Origin of the sequence: Oricola thermophila (assembly GCF_013358405.1) — a bacterium.
Taxonomy (GTDB): Bacteria; Pseudomonadota; Alphaproteobacteria; order Rhizobiales; family Rhizobiaceae; genus Oricola; species Oricola thermophila.
Map to the genome: position 1 here is coordinate 1057448 of NZ_CP054836.1, position 16546 is coordinate 1073993.

15 protein-coding genes are annotated in these 16546 nt (G+C 66.3%); 8 read left to right on the forward strand and 7 right to left on the reverse strand.

The window, feature by feature from the left end; all coding sequences use genetic code 11:
- Nucleotides 1-13: 13 nt before the first annotated feature.
- The 3 genes from HTY61_RS05115 to HTY61_RS05125 are packed head-to-tail and all read right to left on the reverse strand — an operon-like array spanning nt 14 to nt 2164.
- Complete coding sequence (locus HTY61_RS05115) at nt 14-889, reverse strand: amidohydrolase family protein (protein ID WP_175275781.1); 876 nt, start codon at nt 887-889, stop codon at nt 14-16.
- Nucleotides 886-1368: a MarR family winged helix-turn-helix transcriptional regulator gene (locus HTY61_RS05120; RefSeq protein WP_175275782.1), complete on the reverse strand. Its 483-nt coding sequence runs from the start codon at nt 1366-1368 to the stop codon at nt 886-888. Before HTY61_RS05120 ends, HTY61_RS05115 begins: the two co-directional genes overlap by 4 nt.
- A gap of 1 nt (nt 1369) precedes the next feature.
- On the reverse strand, nt 1370-2164 hold the full coding sequence (locus tag HTY61_RS05125) for a crotonase/enoyl-CoA hydratase family protein (protein ID WP_175275783.1): 795 nt from the start codon (nt 2162-2164) through the stop codon (nt 1370-1372).
- Between the two features lie 144 nt (nt 2165-2308).
- Here HTY61_RS05125 and HTY61_RS05130 point away from each other — a divergent pair, with 144 nt between their 5' ends.
- Both HTY61_RS05130 and HTY61_RS05135 read left to right on the forward strand, forming a co-directional pair.
- Complete coding sequence (locus tag HTY61_RS05130; RefSeq protein WP_175275784.1) at nt 2309-4171, forward strand: feruloyl-CoA synthase; 1863 nt, start codon at nt 2309-2311, stop codon at nt 4169-4171.
- Entirely contained in the window at nt 4168-4932 is a 765-nt protein-coding gene (locus tag HTY61_RS05135; protein WP_175275785.1) for an SDR family NAD(P)-dependent oxidoreductase, read from the forward strand. Before HTY61_RS05130 ends, HTY61_RS05135 begins: the two co-directional genes overlap by 4 nt.
- A gap of 69 nt (nt 4933-5001) precedes the next feature.
- On the opposite strand, the gene HTY61_RS05140 is transcribed toward HTY61_RS05135, so the two are convergent.
- Nucleotides 5002-6030 (reverse strand): hypothetical protein, encoded by a 1029-nt coding sequence (locus tag HTY61_RS05140; protein ID WP_175275786.1) that lies wholly within the window; start codon nt 6028-6030, stop codon nt 5002-5004.
- Between the two features lie 132 nt (nt 6031-6162).
- The gene (locus HTY61_RS05145) at nt 6163-6834 is read right to left on the reverse strand and encodes a GntR family transcriptional regulator (protein WP_175275787.1); all 672 of its coding nucleotides are present in this window, start codon (nt 6832-6834) and stop codon (nt 6163-6165) included.
- Between the two features lie 137 nt (nt 6835-6971).
- Between HTY61_RS05145 and HTY61_RS05150 the strand changes: the two genes are divergently transcribed.
- The 6 genes from HTY61_RS05150 (at nt 6972) to HTY61_RS05175 (ending at nt 14232) form a co-directional block, all read left to right on the forward strand.
- Nucleotides 6972-10196: a 2Fe-2S iron-sulfur cluster-binding protein gene (locus HTY61_RS05150; RefSeq protein ID WP_246272936.1), complete on the forward strand. Its 3225-nt coding sequence runs from the start codon at nt 6972-6974 to the stop codon at nt 10194-10196.
- A gap of 12 nt (nt 10197-10208) precedes the next feature.
- Nucleotides 10209-11090, forward strand: coding sequence for an NAD(P)-dependent oxidoreductase (locus tag HTY61_RS05155; protein ID WP_175275788.1), 882 nt, complete (start codon nt 10209-10211; stop codon nt 11088-11090).
- 251 nt (nt 11091-11341) lie between these two features.
- Nucleotides 11342-12073 carry a PIG-L deacetylase family protein gene (locus HTY61_RS05160; RefSeq protein ID WP_175275789.1) on the forward strand — a complete coding sequence of 244 codons (732 nt, stop codon included), beginning with the start codon at nt 11342-11344 and terminating at the stop codon, nt 12071-12073.
- Nucleotides 12073-12765 (forward strand): 4-carboxy-4-hydroxy-2-oxoadipate aldolase/oxaloacetate decarboxylase, encoded by a 693-nt coding sequence (locus tag HTY61_RS05165; RefSeq protein WP_175275790.1) that lies wholly within the window; start codon nt 12073-12075, stop codon nt 12763-12765. The genes HTY61_RS05160 and HTY61_RS05165 overlap by 1 nt, the downstream gene beginning before the upstream one ends.
- Nucleotides 12758-13813, forward strand: coding sequence for a 4-oxalomesaconate tautomerase (locus HTY61_RS05170; protein ID WP_175275791.1), 1056 nt, complete (start codon nt 12758-12760; stop codon nt 13811-13813). Before HTY61_RS05165 ends, HTY61_RS05170 begins: the two co-directional genes overlap by 8 nt.
- Nucleotides 13814-13944: 131 nt before the next feature.
- Nucleotides 13945-14232 (forward strand): hypothetical protein, encoded by a 288-nt coding sequence (locus tag HTY61_RS05175; protein ID WP_175275792.1) that lies wholly within the window; start codon nt 13945-13947, stop codon nt 14230-14232.
- 43 nt (nt 14233-14275) lie between these two features.
- Here HTY61_RS05175 and HTY61_RS05180 read toward each other — a convergent pair whose 3' ends face one another.
- Nucleotides 14276-14929 (reverse strand): YiaD family glycine zipper/OmpA-like lipoprotein, encoded by a 654-nt coding sequence (locus HTY61_RS05180; RefSeq protein ID WP_175275793.1) that lies wholly within the window; start codon nt 14927-14929, stop codon nt 14276-14278.
- Nucleotides 14930-15020: 91 nt separating this feature from the next.
- A complete protein-coding gene (locus HTY61_RS05185; protein WP_175275794.1) occupies nt 15021-16535 on the reverse strand; it encodes a hypothetical protein in 1515 nt (504 codons plus the stop codon).
- Between the last annotated feature and the right edge of the window lie 11 nt (nt 16536-16546).

Below are 16546 nucleotides of genomic sequence, written 5' to 3' on the forward strand. Positions count from 1 at the left end.
ATGCATAGCCAGATCAGAGACCGAGGATCCTCCTCGCGTTCTCCTTCAAGATCAGGGGGCGCACCTCGTCCCTGATCTCGATCTTTTCGAAGTCGTTGAGCCACCGGTCGGGCGTGATCGCGGGCCAGTCCGATCCGAACAACATCTTCTCCTTGAGGAGTGTGTTGGCGTAATGCACGAAGATCGGCGGGAAGTATTTCGGCGACCAGCCGGACATGTCGATGTAGACGTTGGGCTTGTGCTGCGCGACCATCAGGCCCTCCTCGGTCCAGGGGAAGGACGGGTGGGCGAGGATGATCGGCGTGTCCGGAAAGTCGACCGCCACGTCGTCGACATGCACCGGGTTGGAGTATTTCAGGCGCATGCCCATGCCGCCGTGCATGCCGGAACCGACTCCCGTCTGGCCGGAATGGAACAGCATGACCGCTCCTTCCTCGGCGATTGCCTCGTAAAGCGGATAGGCCCAGCGCTCGTTGGGGAAGAAACCCTGCATGGTGGGATGAAACTTGAAGCCGCGAACGCCGAATTCGCGCACCAGGCGGCGCGCCTCGCGGGCGCCGGCCTTTCCCTTCGCCGGATCGATGGAGGCAAAGGGCACCATGATGTCGGAATTCTCCGCCGCGATCTCGGCGACCTCCTCGTTGGAGTAGCGGCGGAAACCGGTTTCGCGCTCGGCATCGACAGGGAAGATCACGCAGCCGATGTTGCGCTCGCGGTAATAGGCCGCCGTGTCCTGCACACTCGGAAGCATTCCGTCCTTGCCGGCCGGGTTCCTGAAATATTTCGCCATGCCGGCCTGGAACTCGTCGTAGCCGTCATCGCGGTGTCCGCAGCACGGCTCCTCGGCATGGGTATGGATGTCGAAAGCTTTTAGGGCGTCGAAATTCACTTTTGCTCCTCTCCGGGAAACCCGGCATATTTGCGCAGCAGTCGCCTGAGCGTGACCAGTTCCGAGTCGGTCAGGGGGGCGTTCAGGTTCTTCTCGTGCTGCTTGAATGATTCGCGGTAGTTTCCGAGAAATTCCCGTCCGGCCTCCGTGAGGGTCAGGCGGACGGACCGGCGGTCGTGATCGGGAATGGTCCTCTCCACCAGGCCGCGATCCTCGAAGGCGCGGATCAGCTTGGTCATGTGTGCCGGCTTGATGCGCAGCGTCTGGGCGACCAGCCCCTGCCGGATGCCGGGATTGCGCCCGATCAGAAGCAGGGTCGAGAACTCGCCCGGCCGCAGGCCGTGCGAGCCAAGATCCTCGAAAAAGACCTCGTATGTCCTGACCTGCGCGAGGCGCGTCAGAAAGCCGATCGAATCCGTCAGGTCGCGAAGATCGATCTCTTCTTCCGTCGTTGCATCATTCTCGGCGATTGCGGGCATGTCAGTCCTTCTCGGGAATGTTCAGCCGCTTGGTTCGTTTCTCCAGGAACGCACGGAGGCGCTCTTCGGCTTCCGGGCTGGTGGCCGTGAACGAGGCCATCAGCGATTCCACGAACAGGCCGTCCTCCTTCGCCATGTCCTGGATGCGCGGCAATGCATGGATGATCGCGAAATTGGAGAGCTCGGCATTGCTGGCGGCCGATTTTGCCAGTTCCATCGCCCTGGTCCGGGCCTCGCCCGGTTCGACCAGGTACTGGATCAGGTTCCAGCGTTCCGCTTCCTCGGCCGAAGCGACCCGCCCGGTCAGCATCATGTCGGTCATGCGCGCGGCGCCCATCAGGCGCGCAGCGCGGACCGAGCCGCCGCCGCCGACGAAAATGCCGCGCTGGCCTTCGGGCAGGGCAAAGAAGGCGGTCCTGTCAGCCACGCGGATATGGGTGGAGGAGGCCAGTTCCAGACCGCCGCCGACCACGGCGCCGTGAAGCGCGGATACCCAAGGTATCGCACCATGCTCGATCATCGCGAACACGGTGTGCCAGCGCCGCGACCCGCGCACGCCCTCGAAGGGAGTCTTCTTTACATGCTCGGCAAGGTCGAGGCCCGCGCAGAAGTGATCGCCGTGACCGAAGATGACGCCCGCCTTCGCCTCGCTTTCGGCGCGCATGACCGCCTCGGCAATGGCCTCGACGAATGCGTCGCTGATCGCGTTGCGCTTTTGCGGGCGGTTCAGGCCGATGACCGCAACGTCGCCATCCAGTTCATATGTGACGAAACCACCGTCAACCACCTTGTTCATGCCTTGCATCCGTCCGTTCGAGTCGGGGAATATGCCGCCGAAATTGTTTACTGGGATAATGTTTTGAATTATACGAACGCAGCTGATCGCGTCAACCGCATTCGGTTTGCGCGGCACGGATACGGACCGATCTGGGAGGAATGGATGTCCAATGCTCCGCTCAGGGAGATCAAGACCTGGTCTCCGGAAATCGACTCGGAACAACGTCCCGACGGGACCTGGATCATCCGTCGCAAGGATACGCTGGGCGCCTATCCGGACAGGGTGACCGACCGGCTGGTCCATTGGGCGGAAAGGGCGCCGGACCGGCCGTGGATGGCCGAGCGCGACGCATCCGGCGAATGGCGCAAGGTGACCTACGGCGAGGCGCTGGTGAAGGTGCGGGCGATCTCGGCATTCCTGCTCGAAAACAATCTCTCGGCGGAACGTCCGCTGCTGATCCTGTCGCACAATTCCATCGAGCACGCGCTGATGGCGCTGGGCGCGCAGCATGCGGGAATTCCCTCGGCGGCGGTTTCGACAGCCTATTCGCTGATCTCGGAGGACTGCGCCAAGCTGAAGGACATTGCCGCGCAGCTGACGCCGGGCATGGTCTTCGCCCAGGACGGTTCGGCCTACCAGCGCGCGATCGAGATGGTGTTCGGACCCGATGTCGGCATTGTCGTCGTAACGGAACCGTTCGGCGGCGGGCGGGAATGCCACCTGTTCGACGATGTCGTCGGCACGCAGCCCGGGCCGGAAGTCGACGCGGCGCACGAGGCGGTCGGCCCCGATACCGTCGCCAAGTTCCTTTTCACCTCCGGCACGACGGGATCGCCCAAGGCGGTCATCACGACGCACCGGATGCTGTGCTCGAACATCGAGATGGCCACGGACTGTTACGCCTTCATGCGCGACGAGCCCCCGGTCGTGGTGGACTGGGCGCCGTGGAGCCATGTCGCCAGCGGCAACAAGGTGTTCAATCTCGTCATCCACAATGGCGGCACATACCATATCGATCACGGCAAGCCGTCGCCGGCGGGGATAAAGGAAACCATCCGCAACCTGCGCGACGTGTCACCAACCTGGTATTTCAACGTGCCGGCGGGATACGAGATGCTTGTCGACGCGATGGAGACCGACGACAGGCTGCGCGAGAGCTTCTTTCGCCGCCTCAGGATGATGATGTATGCGGCGGCGGCCATGGGCCAGCATACCTGGGACCGGCTGAACGAGTTCGCCGTGCAGACCACGGGCCATCGCGTCTTTCTCGGTAGCGGGCTCGGAGCGACCGAGACATCGCCATTCGCATTGATGTGCATGGAAGAGCAGGAGATCGCGGGCAATGTCGGCGTTCCGGCGCAGGGCATCGAGCTGAAGCTGGTGCCGCATGGCGACAAGCTGGAAGCGCGGCTGAAGGGGCCGAACGTGACGCCCGGCTACTGGCGCAACGAGAAGCTGTCCCGCGAGGCCTTCGACGAGGAGGGATTCTACAGGCTGGGCGACGCGCTGCGCTTCGCGGTCCCCGGCGACCCGGCGAGGGGATTCCATTTCGACGGGCGCATCACCGAGAACTTCAAGCTGCGCACCGGAACCTGGGTCGGCGTCGGCGCGCTGCGGGCGAAGCTGGTGGACCAGTTCGAGGGCTATGTGCGCGACGTCGTGCTGGTCGGCGAGAACCGCGACGAGCTGGGCGCCATCCTCATTCCGTTCTATCCGAAGCTGCGCGCGCTGATCGATGGCGGCCAGGAAATGAGCGACCTCGAGGTGCTGGCGCATGATGCGGTGCGGGCGAAGATGGAGGAACTGCTCGACGCCCACGCGGCGCAGGCGACCGGCTCGGCGACCCGCGTGGTGCGGGCGATCTTCCTGTCGGAGGAGCTGTCCTTCGACGCTGGCGAGATCACCGACAAGGGCTCCGTCAACCAGCGGGCGGTCCTGCGCAATCGCGAGGAGCTTGCGGAATCTCTCTATAACGATCATGACCGGCGCGTGTTCCTTGCGCGCAAGAAAAGGGAGGCGTCATGAAACTCGAAGGTGCAGGTGCAATCGTCACGGGCGGAGCTTCCGGTCTCGGCCGGGCCGTGGTGGAACTGTTCGCGAAGGCGGGCGCGAAGGTCGTCGTTTTCGACCTGAACGCGGAGGCCGCCGCGAAGGCGGCGCAGGAGGCCGGCGGCGTGGCCGTGGCGGGGGACGTGGCCAATGAAGAGGATGCCGACCGCGCCGTGGACGCGGCGATCGAAAGCTTCGGCAACCTGCGGATCCTCGTCAATTGCGCCGGCGTCGGCACGCCGGGCCGCATCGTCAACCGCGACGGCAACCCGCAGCCGCTGGCCGATTTCGAGAAGGTGATCCGCGTCAACCTGATCGGCACATTCAACATGCTGCGCGTGGCGTCGGCGCGGATGGCGGCGCAGGAGCCGCTGGAGGACAACGAGCGGGGCGTCATCGTCAATACCGCCTCGGTGGCCGCCTTCGACGGCCAGATCGGGCAGGCGGCCTATGCCGCTTCCAAGGGCGGCATCGTCTCGCTCGGCCTGCCGGCGGCGCGCGAACTGGCGCGGTCCGGCATCCGCGTCAACACCATCGCGCCGGGCATTTTCCTGACGCCGCTGCTGCAGTCGCTGTCGGAAGAGGTGCAGCAGAGCCTGGCAGCGGCAATCCCGTTCCCGTCGCGTCTCGGCAAGCCGTCCGAGTTCGCCGAACTGGTGCGGTTCATGGTCGAGAACAGCTACATGAACGGCGAGGTGGTGCGGCTCGACGGCGCGATCCGCATGGCGCCGAAATAGGGCGCACGACACCGGGCCCGCGCCTCGTCGCCGAGGCCGGGTTTCCCGTGATCCGCCATGCGCTTGCCGCTACGGGTCGTCCTTCGTGGCCCAGAAGGCGAGACGCTGGCATTCCCTCAGAACCTCGTCGATGGCGTGGCGTTTCCGCTTCCGGTATCCCGGCGGCGGGCCGGGGCGCATGGCGGTGTAGATGACCTTCCGGCTGTCTATGGGACGGTGGCGGCGGCGCGCCTCGTGACGGGCAAGGCGCCGGGCCTCGCGGTCGATGTTGTCCAGCGCCATGCGCGCCGAGACCAGGCGGCGCAGCAGGGTGACGGCGGGAACGGCATCGCCCGGCAGGCGCAGGTCGGGTTCCGGCTCCGGCGGGCGGCGCATGTAGACCGGGAACGGGTTGTCGCCCAGCAGGCGGATGCGCGGACGGCTGCGGCCGTAGCGCCTGCGGGGACGGGTGAAATCGAAGCGCTTGCGCGGATCGACCAGCGGAAAGGCCGGGATGGGGCCGAGCGGCACCGGCCCGTCCATGTCGTCCTCCTCGGGTTCCGGCTCGGGAAGGTGGCGGATGTTGGCCAGCCCCAGGTTCACCGGCACGCGGACGAGCTGCGGGGCGGACGCGGCTGGTTTTTCCGGCGGCGCGGGCGGCTCGGGGCGGATGGTGACGGTGACGGGGGCGGCTCCATGGCCGGCGACCCCGCCGCATGGCGCGTTCGTCGCCCGAAGCGATTCGCCGGGGGAGAAGGGAGGGCGCGCTTCTCCGGCATCGCGCCCCTTCTTCGGCTTCAAGGCAGGCGCATGGCGGACCCGCACCTCGATGTCCCGCGCGGCAATGACGATCAGCCTTCGCACCGCGGCCTCGGCGGAGCGCAGGATGCGGCGGACGTGGAGAACGGCGTAACGCGGCAGGGTGGCCGGGAGGACCGACGGAAGGGCGAACGAGCCGGCGTCGCCCTCCGGGGCTTCATGGGGACCGGAGGCGGGATCATGGCCGGCGGCAGCGGGCGCCGCGTCGAAATCCAGCCCGGCGAGCGCGAAGAGGTCGCGCAATATGCGCAGCAAGTCCTTCCTGTTCCTCTCTATCGCCAGTGTCCAGTCGAACTGCATCGTCCGTCTCCCAGGCCGCACCATGCGGCGGGAAGAAGGATAAGGGAGGCGGGAGAGGGGTGGACAAGTTTCCGGGGAAACGCCGGACTTCCGGGCCATCCGGAAAATTCGATCCACCGAACGGGCAGGGCGTCAGTCCTTCGGCGAGAAAAGGTCGGAATAGTTGAGCGTCGCGTGGCTGTGCTCGCGCATCATGGCCTCGGCGCGGGCGGCATCGCGCTTGCGGATCGCGTCGAGAATGATGACGTGCTGGGAATAGCCGACCATGAGCCGGGTGCGCTCGCGCTCGTGATCGGCGTTCTCGAAGGCGAGGGTGCCAAGCGCCGCGAAGGGCAGGTGGCGGATGCGTTCAAAGGTATGGGCGATCATCCCGTTGCCGCACTCATGCATGATCGTTTCGTGGAACACGGTGTTCGATGCCTGATACTCGTCCATCAACGTCGGACCGGCATTTTCCAGCGCCGCCGCCATTCGCTCGATCGAGCCGACGAGCCTTGCCTCGGTTTCCGGCGCGATGCCGTTCATGGCGAGCGTGCGCGCGGCCAGCCCCTCCAGCACTGCGCGGATCTCGATCGTGCCGCGGATGCCGTCGGCATCGAACGGGCGCACGGAGTAGCCGCGGCCCCTGCGCTTCTCGATCAGCCCCTCCGCCTCCAGCGCGGCCAGCGCCGTGCGCGCCGGGGTGCGCGAGACACCCAGCTCCTCGGCGATGGCAACCTCCGATATTCGGTCGTCGGGGCCGTAGTCGCCATTGACGACCTTGCTGCGGACGATCGCCAGGACACGTTGCGCGCAGGATTCCATTCGATGCTCCATTATGGATACATAATCTCGTTATCGCCGCACAATAATACGTGACAACCGCGATTTTCCAATATTAATGTATCCAAACTGAATGGCGCCGGTCGCTCAAGGCGTCATGCATGGCTGGGGAGGGTTTCTTGGGCATACGATTCTTTTCCGACAAGCATCGGCCGGTTCACATGGGGCCGTATCCGCTGGAACGGCTGAAGCGGGCCGACGCGATGCCGGATCTCTCGGCCGTGCCGCCGATGGCACGCCTGACATTCAGCCGGCCCGACAGGCCGGAAAGCCTGGTCAACGCCATGGGCGAGTACCAGGCGATGATGGACGCGATCCGCGACGGGCTGGTCAACAGGGCACGGGCGGAGTGCCCCGATGACCCGGTCGAAAGGGCGAATCACATCAAGGGCTTTGGCTATTTTTCCGATGCCAGCATGGTCGGCATAGGACCGTTGCCGGAAGACGCGCTGCTGGCGGAGCCGATCCGCAATCCCGGGATCGACCGGCTGGCGCACGACCTGAGAACGCGCCAGACGAAGACGCTGGCTTCCGGCATCGACCTGATCATGGCCGACCTGAAGGAATCGATGGAGGCGCCTCCATCGACCATCGACGGCCATAGCCATGCGGCGGTGTTTCTCTACGAGTATCCGCGCGACCCCGATCCGGACGAGCCGGGCGCGGAATGGATCCTCGACGCGCAGGCCGAGCGGGCCTGCCTGAGGGCCTCTGAGACCGCCGTCGTCATCGCCAACTACATTCGCCTGCTGGGCTACGATGCCAAGGCGCACACGGCGACCTCGACGGATGTCGATCTCAACCGGCTGGCGGTCGCGGCGGGGCTGGCAAGCGTCGAGGGCGGCCGGCTGGTCAATCCCTATGTCGGCGACCGTTTCGGCGTCGCGGTGGTGACGACCACCTTCGCCATGGAGCCCGACGGGCCGCTGGCGCCGCTCGACCAGCAGCCGTGGTTTCGCGCCAAGGGACCTGCCTGGTGGGCGGGCGCGGGCTTCGCCAAGAATGCCTTCAACCGCGAACCCTACGCCAGGCGCCGCTTCGTCGACGGGGCGCATCCCTTCGAGCGGCTGAAGCGCGTCGACACGCCGACGACCCATATCGACGAGGCGCGTGTTGCCCGCGTGCCCAAGCGCACCGACATGTTCGCGCGCGCGCAGTTCGGCGACATGGGCAAGGCGGTGCAGGACGGCGCCAAGGGCGGCCACTACGCGCGCAAGGCGGCGCCGTCGATGGGCCAGCGCCGGGTGCTCGGGGCCTTCGTGCTGTTGCAGGACGGCGAGCCTGCACCGGAGGCGGCGGACTCGACGCGAGACGCACGGCGCAATGCCGAGGCGATCAAGGCCGCAAGCTATTTCCTCGGCGTCGACGCGGTCGGCCTGTCGCGCTGCCCGGACTGGACCTGGTACTCGCACGATGCCGCCGGCGAGCCGATCGACCCGCCGCACGACCAGGCGATCTCCATGATTATCGACCAGGGCTACGAGACCATGGAGGGCGCGTCCGGCGACGACTGGATTTCCGTCGCCCAGTCGATGCGGGCCTATCTGCGTTTCTCGCTGCTGGGCGGCGTGATCGCCAAGCAGATCCGCAATCTCGGCTACAAGGCCAAGGCGCACACGGTCCTCGACGGCGAGGTCCTTCAGCCGCCGCTGCTGCTGCTGTCGGGCCTCGGAGAGGTCAGCCGGATCGGCGAGGTGATCCTCAATCCCTATCTCGGACCGCGGCTGAAATCCGGCGTGGTCACGACAACCATGCCTCTGGAGCACGACAAGCCGATCGACTTCGGGCTGCAGAATTTCTGCGAGAACTGCAACAAGTGCGCGCGGGAATGCCCCTCCGGCGCGATCACCGCCGGGCCGAAGCTGATGTTCAACGGCTACGAGATCTGGAAATCCGACAGCCAGAAATGCGCCACCTACCGCATCACCACCGAGGGCGGGGCGATGTGCGGGCGCTGCATGAAGACATGCCCGTGGAACCTGGAGGGCCTGTTCGCGGAGGCGCCGTTCCGCTGGATGGCGTCGAACGTTCCCGCGGCCGCGCCGTGGCTGGCGAAGCTGGACGATGCCGTCGGCAATGGCGGAATCAACCCGGTCAAGAAATGGTGGTGGGATATCGAGCTGGAGCCTGACGGAGCATACAGGCCGACGAAAAAACCAGTCAATACAAGAGACTTGCAGCGCGATCTCAAACTGAAATACGAGGATCAGACCCTGGCCGTCTACCCGGCGAACCTTGCGCCGCATCCCTGGCCGTACCCGTTCCCGATGGACCGCGAGAAGGGGATCGAGGCCTACCAGGCGATGGTGACGGCGGAGGAATACAGGCGGCGGCTGGCCGAAGGCGACGAAAGCCATGTCCACCGCTACACCGCCGCCGGCGAAAGCCCGGTGCTGCGGGTCGTGGTGTCGAAGGTGGAGAGGATGACGCCCGACGTGACCAAGTACGAGTTCCGCTCGCTCGACGGGTCCGACCTGCCGGAATGGGAGGCGGGCGCGCATCTCGATATCGTGGTCGCGCCGGAATATCTCAGGCAGTACTCGATGTCGGGCAACCCCGCCGACCGCTCGGTCTACCAGATCGGCGTGCTGCGCGAGGACGAGGGGCGCGGCGGATCGAAGCTGATGCACCGCATCTTCACCGAGGGGCGCAAGGTGTTCATCTCGAAGCCGATCAACCATTTCCCGCTCGACGAGACGGCGACGAAATCCTTCCTTATGGGCGGCGGAATCGGCATCACGCCGATGATCGCCATGGCGCACCGGCTGCACGCCATCGGCGCCGATTTCGAGGTGCACTACTCGGCCAAGTCGCGCGAGGGCGCCGGCTTCCTCGATGACCTGGCATCCTTCCCGTGGAAGGACCGGGTGCACCTGCATTTCACGGCGGAAGGGACGCGCGCCGATCTCGACACGGTGCTGTCCGGCTACCGCGAGGGCTGGCATGTCTACACGTGCGGACCGGACCGCTACATGCAGGGCGTCATGGATGCGGCGGAGCGGCAGGGCTTCCCGGAGGAGGCGCGGCATCTCGAATATTTCTCGGTGCCGGAGCTGCCCGAATGGGAGAACCATCCCTTCACGCTGCGACTGGCGAAATCGGGGCGGGAAATTCCCGTGCCCGCCGACAAGTCGGCGGCGGACGTGCTGATCGAGAACGGCATCCATGTCGACATCAAGTGCTCTGACGGGATATGCGGGGTGTGCAAATGCGGTCTCGTGGACGGCGAGGTCGAGCATCGCGACTTCGTGCTGTCGAAGCGGCAGCGCGAGAGCGAGATCGTGCTCTGCCAGTCGCGGGCCGCGCAGGACGGCGGTATCATCACCATAGATATCCAGGAATAGAGACGGAAAACCATGCACATAGCCTTCATCGGATTCGGCGAGGCGGCGCGCGCCTTCGTATCCAGCCTCAAGCCGCTCGGGATCGGGCGCTTCACCGCCTACGACATCAAGCAGGGAACGGCCGAGGCCGACCCGGTCGAGGCGGCAGCGGCGGAACTCGGCGTCGCGCTGGCGGAGGGGCCGGTCGCGGCCATCGAGGGGGCGGACTGGGTGATCGCCGCGGTGACGGCGGCGAGCAGCCTCGAGGCGGCGCAGTCCGTCGAGGGCGGGCTGAAGGCCGGGCAGGTCTATGTCGACATCAACTCCGTCTCGGCCAGGCGCAAGCAGGACACCGCCGCGCTGGTGCGGGCGAGGGGCGCGGCCTATCTCGACATGGCGGTGATGGCGCCGGTGCATCCGCGCGGGCACCGCACGCCGGTGCTGGTGGCCGGCGATCACGGCGGCGCGGTGGCGGAGGCGCTGTCGCGGCTCGATTTCGACTTCCGGGTGGCCGGCGACGAGGTGGGCGCGGCGACCTCGATCAAGATGATCCGCTCGCTCTTCGTGAAGGGGCTGGAGGCTATCACCGTGCAGGCGATCTCGGCGGCGCGTGAGGCGGGCTGCTTCGACGAGGTCTACAAGTCGCTCTCCGGCTCCTACAAGGTGCTGGGATGGCCGGAATTCGCGGAGTACCAGTTCGAGCGGATGATGCGCCACGGCGTGCGCCGGGCCGCCGAGATGCGCGAATCCGCCAATTCCATGCGCGAGCTGGGCTTTGCCAATGGCGGCGCGCTGGCCGACGCTATCGCTTCACTGCACGACGAGGTGGGAAGCCTCGGCTGCTCCGTGCCGGAAGGCGGCGACCTGGGGGCGATCGCCGACACGGTGCTGGCGGCGCGGCGCGAAAAGGGCTGATCGCCGCGGCGCTTCCGGCCGCCGGTCTATAGAGAAAAATTATGATGCGGGCCGCCGTCGAATTGGCGGGCGCAAGGGGGCTGCGCTAAACCAAGCTGGCCGTTCGTCCGGCAGACGGAGGAGTGCGCGCCGTCCCCGGGGGAGATGCCGGCGCGCGGACAAGATCCGGCCGGGGAGCCGTAGACGACAGAAATCTTACACGCGCCCGGAGCCGCCCGGCTCCGGAACCGCAAAACGCACAGGAGCCCGACATGGCAAACAAGACAGCATTGGTGATCAGCGCGCACTCCGCCGACTTCGTCTGGCGGTGCGGCGGCGCGATCGCCCTCCACCAGAGCCTCGGCTACAACGTGACCGTGGTCTGCCTGTCCTATGGCGAGCGCGGCGAAAGCGCCAAGCTGTGGAAGCAGGACGGCATGACGATGGAGAAGGTGAAGTCCGAGCGCCGGAAGGAGGCCGAGAACGCCGCCAGGGCGCTGGACGCCCACGACATCCGCTTCTTCGACGTCGGCGACTATCCGCTCGATCTCGGCCCCGAGACGCAGGAGCGCATGGTCGACGTGATCCGCGAAGTGCAGCCGGCCTTCATGATGAGCCACTCCAAGTGGGACCCGTACAACACCGACCACATGCGCACGACGGACTTCGCGCTGACCTGCCGCATGATCGCGCAGGCCTGGGGCCACAAGCCGGGCCAGAAGGTGCTCGGCGCGCCGCAGCTCTACCTGTTCGAGCCGCACCAGACGGAGCAGATGGAGTGGAAGCCGGACGTCTTCCTCGACATCACCCCGGTGTGGGAGAAGAAATGGGCGGCGATCCAGTGCATGCAGGGCCAGGAGCACCTGTGGAACTTCTACAAGAACGTCGCCGAGAACCGCGGCAACCACTTCCGCCGCAATTCCGGCGGACAGGCCGGCGGCCGCGACTGCAAGTACGCGGAAGGCTTCCAGTCGATCTTCCCGCGCACGGTGGACGAACTCTGATGGCGGGCGCAACGACACAATCGGGCGTGGTCGTCCAGAACATCGAGCGGGCCGACCCGGCCGTGATCGCCGGGCTGGCGGAGGCCGGCGTGGCGACGGTGCACGAGGCGCAGGGCCGCAAGGGCCTGCTCGCCTCCTACATGCGGCCGATCTATCCGGGTGCGCAGGTCGCAGCCTCGGCGGTGACGATCTCGGCGCCGCCCGGCGACAACTGGATGGTTCACGTGGCCATCGAGCAGGTGAAGAAGGGCGACATCCTCGTGCTGGCGCCGACCAGCCCCTGCGAGGACGGCTATTTCGGCGACCTGCTGGCGACCTCCATGCAGGCACGCGGCGGGGTCGGCCTCGTGATCGACGCCGGCGTGCGCGACACGAAGGACCTGACGGCGATGAAGTTTCCTGTCTGGTCTAAGGCCGTGTTCGCGCAGGGCACGGTGAAGGAAACCCTCGGCTCGGTAAACGTGCCGGTGGTCTGCGCCAACCAGCTTGTCAATCCGGGCGACGTGATCGTCGCCGACGATGACGGCGTGTGCGTGGTGCGGCGCGAGGAAGCCGAGGCGGTGCTGGAAAAGGCGCGCAAGCGCATGGCCGCCGAGGAGGAGAAGCGCAAGCGGCTCGCCGCCGGCGAACTCGGCCTCGACATCTACGACATGCGCGGCCGGCTGGCCGAGAAGGGCCTCAAATATGTCTGACGGCGTGCGCTGCATGTGGATGCGCGGCGGGACCTCGAAGGGGGGATACTTCCTCGCCGAGGACCTGCCCGCCGACACGGCGGAGCGCGATGCCTTCCTGCTGCGGGTGATGGGCTCGCCCGACCCGCGGCAGATCGACGGCATGGGCGGGGGCGACCCGCTGACCTCCAAGGTCGCCATCGTCAGGAAGTCGGAGCGGGACGGCGCCGATGTCGACTACCTGTTCCTGCAGGTCTTCGTCGACCAGGCGATCGTCACGGACGCCCAGAACTGCGGCAACATCCTTGCCGGCGTCGGCCCCTTCGCCATCGAGCGCGGCCTGGTGGCGGCTCAGGACGGCACGACCGACGTGCGCATCTACATGGAGAACACGGGCCAGCTGGCCATCGCCACGGTCTCGACGCCCGGCGGAAAGGTGAACTACGAGGGCGATGCGCGCATCGACGGCGTGCCGGGCACCTCGGCGCCGCAGCCGATCATCTTCGAAGACACGGCCGGTTCGTCCTGCGGCGCGCTGCTGCCGACGGGCAACGAGAGCGACACCATCGACGGCGTCGAGGTGACGATGATCGACAATGGCATGCCCTGCGTGATACTGGCGGCCGAGGCCATGGGCATCACCGGGCAGGAGACGCCGCAGGAGCTGGAGGCCAACGAGGAGCTGCGCGCAAGGCTCGAGGCGATCCGGCTGAAGGCGGGGCCGCTGATGAATCTCGGCGACGTGAAGGAAAAGTCGGTGCCGAAAATGACCATGGTCAGTTCAGCCCGCAATGGCGGCTGCATCTCGACGCGGACCTTCATCCCGCATCGCTGCCACAAGGCCATCGGCGTTCTCGGCGCAGTTAGCGTCGGCACGGCCTGCCTGCTCAAGGCCGGTCCGGCGGCGCGGCTGGCAAATATCCCCGACGGCAATCCCAAGACGCTGTCGGTCGAGCACCCCACCGGAGAGTTCTCCGTGGTGGCGACGCTGGACGGCGACGGCAACGTGGAATCCGCCGGCGTGCTGCGCACCGCGCGCAAGCTGATGGACGGTTTCGTCTTCGCCTGAGCGATCTAGCGCCCGCATCGGTCGGCCCCGCGCGGGCCGATGCGAGGGCCGGGTAGGGGCGCCCGCTTGCCGGGCCTCGCGGCGCGGGCTAAGCAGGTTCGGGCCGCTTCCCCGACGCCAGGAGACTTGCCATGTGGTTTTCCCGCTTTCTCGCCGAACTTCTCGAAACGCTCAACCCGGCGATCGCCGCCGTCCTCGTCGGGGCCGGGAGCTACCTGGGCTACAGGATGGCGTGGCTCGGCGGCGAGAACCTGACCTTCGGCGCGGGCATGGGGCTGGTCGGCGGGGTGGTTGCCGCGGCGCTTGTCTGCGGGCTGATCGCCAATCTTTCGCTGATCGAGCAGCACCTGGCGCTGATCGCCGACGACATCGAGGAAATGCGGGCGAGGGACGCCGGCGAACTCGATGGCAAAAGGTAAGGGCGGCCGGAGCCGCCCTTTTCGTTTCGCGACGCGGAGCCGGTCAGCTCAGCGGAACGATCTGGATCTCGACGCGGCGGTTCTGCGCGCGTCCGGCCTCGGTCGAGTTGTCGGCGACCGGGCGGCTCTCGCCGAAGCCCTGGGCGATCATGCGCTGCGGGTTGACGCCACGGCCGGCCAGGTAGTTGGCCACGGAGTTGGCACGGCGCTGGGACAGCGCCTGGTTGTAGCTGTCCGAACCGGTCGAATCCGTGTGGCCGTACACGTTGATCAGCGTCTGGTTGTACTTGTTCAGCACGATGGCGACCGAATCGAGCGTCGCGTAGAAGGCCGGGATCACCTGGTCCTGGTCGGTGGCGAAGGTGATGTTGGACGGCATGTTCAGCACGATGTTGTTGCCGACGCGCGTGACCGAGACGCCGGTCGATGCGAGTTGCGCGCGCAGCTCGGCTTCCTGGCGGTCCATGAAGTTGCCGACCGCGCCGCCCGCCAGCGCGCCGACACCGGCGCCGATCAGGGCATTGCGGCGATCGTCGCCGCCGGCGGCAAGACCGGCGATGGCGCCGAGGCCGGCGCCGATGGCCGCGCCGCCCGCGGTGTTCGACACCTTCTGCTGGCCGGTATAGGGGTCGGTCGTCGTACAGGCCGCCGTGAAGGCCAGCATGCCTGCCATTGCCGCGATTGCCGCCTTGTTCATGTTGGGTTCCTTTCCGTCAGAAACTGGTTCGCAGTGTGGCCTTCCGGGCCGCATCGCGCGACCCTAATGCCACAATTCGGGCCAAATTGGGTCATGAAGCGTCCCCGGAAGGGGCCGCCGGTTTGCGCACAAGAATTCTTATATCGCCGATTCGCGTTTCTTGTTGATAGAGTTCCCCGATTGCATCCGTACTTGCAATGGCCGTCCATGCCGGATTTTCCCCGCGCGTGAAGCGCTCGGAAACGAGCACGATGTCGGGTTGGCGGCTTGTTATCGCATCGGCGAATGCGCGGCGCTCCTTGTCGATCTCAACGCGGATTCGCGCGCGATCGGCAGCGCTCATGTCCGGCCTTCTGGCCATCAGGATGTCGCCGTAGGACTGAGCCGGCATCGCGGCGTTCGGACCCACATAGGAGCCCCCGGCAAGCCTTACCAGCGGATGGCTGTCGGCGTAGCTCGGCGAGATGCTGACATAGCTGGCGCCGGGATGGCGATCACGCAGATAGGCGAGCAGGTGCGGATCGGATGCCTCGCCGCGCAGGAAGACCATCGAAGTCAGCGTGAAGGCGCTCCCGACGAGGAAAACGGCGAAAGCCTTGAAAAACGGCCGGGGGGTGCCCCGGGCCGGCTTGTCGTCATTGCGGCGACAGTCGTCCGCCACCAGCGCGAGGAAGGCAAAGCCGAGCATGACCATTGCAGGAAGCGCGTGATAGGTGAAGGTCTTGCCCATCACGACCGTGCCGGCGAGATGGCCGATGGCGGACAGGGTCAGCATAACCGTTTCCGCAGGCCAGTGGGCCGGCGTCCTCCACGCGGCGAGCGCGACGACGATTGCCGCGGCGCATGCGCGAAACAGGATGTCGGCTTCCGGCGTGCGAACCGGAAGATAGACTGTCCGGAGGGTTTCGTTGAGCAATCCGAAATAATCGGCGTGAAAACGCAGGACGTACGCGCCATAGGCCAGCGCAATGGCGCCGCCGATCAGATTCTCGACATGGAAGAACGGACGCAGCGAACGCTGATGCAGCGCCATAGCGGCGACAGGTACGACGACGGTGAGCACGTAATAGGGCTTGTTCAGCACGATGAGGCTGCAAGACACGCCGCCGGCCACGATCATCCACGGGCTGGCACGAAACCGGCCGACTTTCTCCCATCGCGCGGCCTGCAACGCCAGCCAAGGCATCAGCGCCATGATGGCGAAATGTTCGCGCTGGAGGAAGGTTTGCAAAGGGAAGAGAACAAACATCAGGACCCATGCCAGGGCCATGATCCGCCATTCGGTCGGTCGAAGCCGTCCGCCGGCGCGCAGGATAAGTGCCGAGAGGACGAAGGACAGCCAGAAGACGAGCGCGAACTGAAGATGGAGGAAGCTTTCGCTCGAAAGGCCCGTCAACGCCGAGGCGAATGCCGGGCCGGTGTAGATCCAGACGGAGAAGGGCGGATTGTATTCGAGAATGTCGCGGTAGAGGATTTCGCCGTCGAGCGTTCGCTCTGCGACGGTGAGGAGCCAACTCGCGTCCGGCGTCATGCCCAGGCTGGCGGGCAGCCAGAGCGCGGCGAGAAAAGCCGCGACGACGGTCGACCAGCGGGCAGGGGCGTTCATGGTCTGTCGCT